This is a genomic window from Pseudomonas sp. CM25, assembly GCF_013179705.1.
Taxonomy (GTDB): domain Bacteria; phylum Pseudomonadota; class Gammaproteobacteria; order Pseudomonadales; family Pseudomonadaceae; genus Aquipseudomonas.
The window spans coordinates 1-1,901 of record NZ_JABMCW010000586.1; the positions used below are offsets into that span (position 1 = coordinate 1).

2 protein-coding genes are annotated in these 1,901 nt (G+C 62.7%); both read right to left on the reverse strand.

What is annotated here, in order from left to right; all coding sequences use genetic code 11:
• Window positions 1-1,081: type VI secretion system protein TssA (tssA, locus tag HP546_RS29710; RefSeq protein WP_172233296.1), on the reverse strand; the 1,081-nt coding region annotated here is incomplete at its 3' end.
• Between the two features lie 98 nt (window positions 1,082-1,179).
• On the reverse strand, window positions 1,180-1,698 hold the full coding sequence (locus HP546_RS29715; protein ID WP_016499518.1) for a type VI secretion system tube protein Hcp: 519 nt from the start codon (window positions 1,696-1,698) through the stop codon (window positions 1,180-1,182).
• Window positions 1,699-1,901: the final 203 nt, after the last annotated feature.

The window sequence follows — 1,901 nt, forward strand, 5'->3', positions numbered from 1 at the left end:
GGGTGCCCAGTACATCGCGAATGTTGTCGACCACGTTGCTGTCCTTGATCACATCGCTCAGCCAGCCTTCCAGCGGCATGTTGCCCCACTTGATGGCGCGCTCGATCAGGTACGGCACCGGGCTTTGCGGTTCGCTCTGCTTGAAGAACCGGGCCACGCCCGCGAGCATGTTGAACGCTTCGTCACGGGTCAGCGGGGTGGTGCGCATGGGCGCAGGGGCGGTCGGCTGGGAGGGCGAGGCCATCGGTTCCCCGGCTTCGCTGGGCGGGGCGACGTCGGGTTCGGGCGCAGTGCCCGCCACCTCTACAGGGTGCAGTTCAACGCCCCGGTCCTTGAGCAGCTTTTCCGCCAGATGGTTGGCGCGCGAGAGCATGTCGGCCAGGCTGGCAAAGCTCGGCGCGTCGTGGTCGAACAGCCGGTCGATGCACGCCTGCAGCTGGTTGCAGGCGCGCAGGCTGGCGGCGATCTGCAAGGCTTTGGCGCGCAGGTGTTCGGTATCGCTGAGGGCCACCGAGCGCTGAAAGATTTCGGCGTTGATCTTGCCTTCGTTGAGTGCGGTCTGCATCGCCTTGGGGTTCTGCAGCGCGAGGTTTTCCACGTGACGTGATTCGTCATAACGCAGCACGCCAAAATGCTCGCCCTGGGTAATGGGCAAGCCAGCGGCGATGTCGGTAAGGGTGGTTTTCAGCCAGGACAGGCGAGCCGCGCGCTCGTCCATACCGTGTTCCAGGTCGGGATACAGGCTGTCCCAGAATGTTTCCATCACCTGTCGGGTCAGTTCGAGGCCAAAGGTGATGCCGTCGAAATGCTCGCGCTGGGCCAGCCCTTCGCTGAGCCAGGCGACCAGCATCAGGTCCTTGCTGTGCTGCGTCAGGCCTTGGGCGGCCAGGCTGATGACCTGTTCCCAGTCGGCGGTCTTCAAATCGGTTTGCCAGTCGCCCTGGGTGAGGTAGTCAGGGTCGGCACGGCGCGCCTCCTTGATCTGGTCGAAAAGGGCGGAGAAGCTCAAATCTTCGCCGCTGCCGCCGTCGATCGGTGCGGCCAGTGTGGCCAGCGAAAGGTCGTTGAGGATTTCAGGCATAGGACACTCTGATCAGGGGAAGAAAGCAGCGTGCCAGGCGACGCGCCGGCACGCTGCGCAACATGGGCCGCGCGCGCGGCCCATGGGCAAGCAGCTGATTAGGCGAATACTTTGTTCGCGGTACGGTCCCAGCCACCGACAATGTTGCCGCCGGCCTGGCCGTCGGTGCGGTTCTGCTGGGTGTAAGTGGTTTTGATACGGGCGAAGTTGAAGCTGATTTCTTCGATCGGCAGGTCGCTCACGGCCTTGTCTTCACCGCCCTGGTTGCCGCCGGCGACGAACTTGACCGACGACACCACGACTTCTTCCATGTCGATGGTCAGGTAGGTGACCTTGTCACCACCGGCGCGGTTCACGTTCAGTTTCAGCTTGGCAATGTGCTTGCCAGTGCAGCAGTGTTCGAACAGCTTGGCCGAAGCCTTGTCGACCGCCTTGCGGATCTTGAAGTCGCTCAGGGCAACCCGCTCGGAGGATGCACCGCCCGAGGAACTTGCGGTGGCCGAGGTGGCCTGGGTGGCGCCGTACTCGTAGCCCAGCACTTCGATCCAGTCCTTGTGCTTGTCATCCAGTACTTCGCCCGGGATGCCGTCGATTTGGATATACGCGTCAAATGCCATTGTGAAACTCTCCATTAACAACAGTGAAGGGTCGCTCATGCGTCCCTTGGTTTTGACCTCACCCGATACACCGGCAGAGGTAGCTTGCCGCCACCCGGGCCTCATCCTGTGAGGCCGGGCAGCTGGTTCTTGCTGCGCGGCCTCAGTTGAGCCCGCGCACTTCGATTTCCACCCGGCGGTTGGGCTCCAGGCACTTGATCAGT

Excerpts from the sequence above, each read along its gene's own strand:
- HP546_RS29715 (WP_016499518.1), bottom strand. The coding sequence starts at position 1,698 with ATGGCATTTGACGCGTATATCCAAATCGACGGCATCCCGGGCGAAGTA.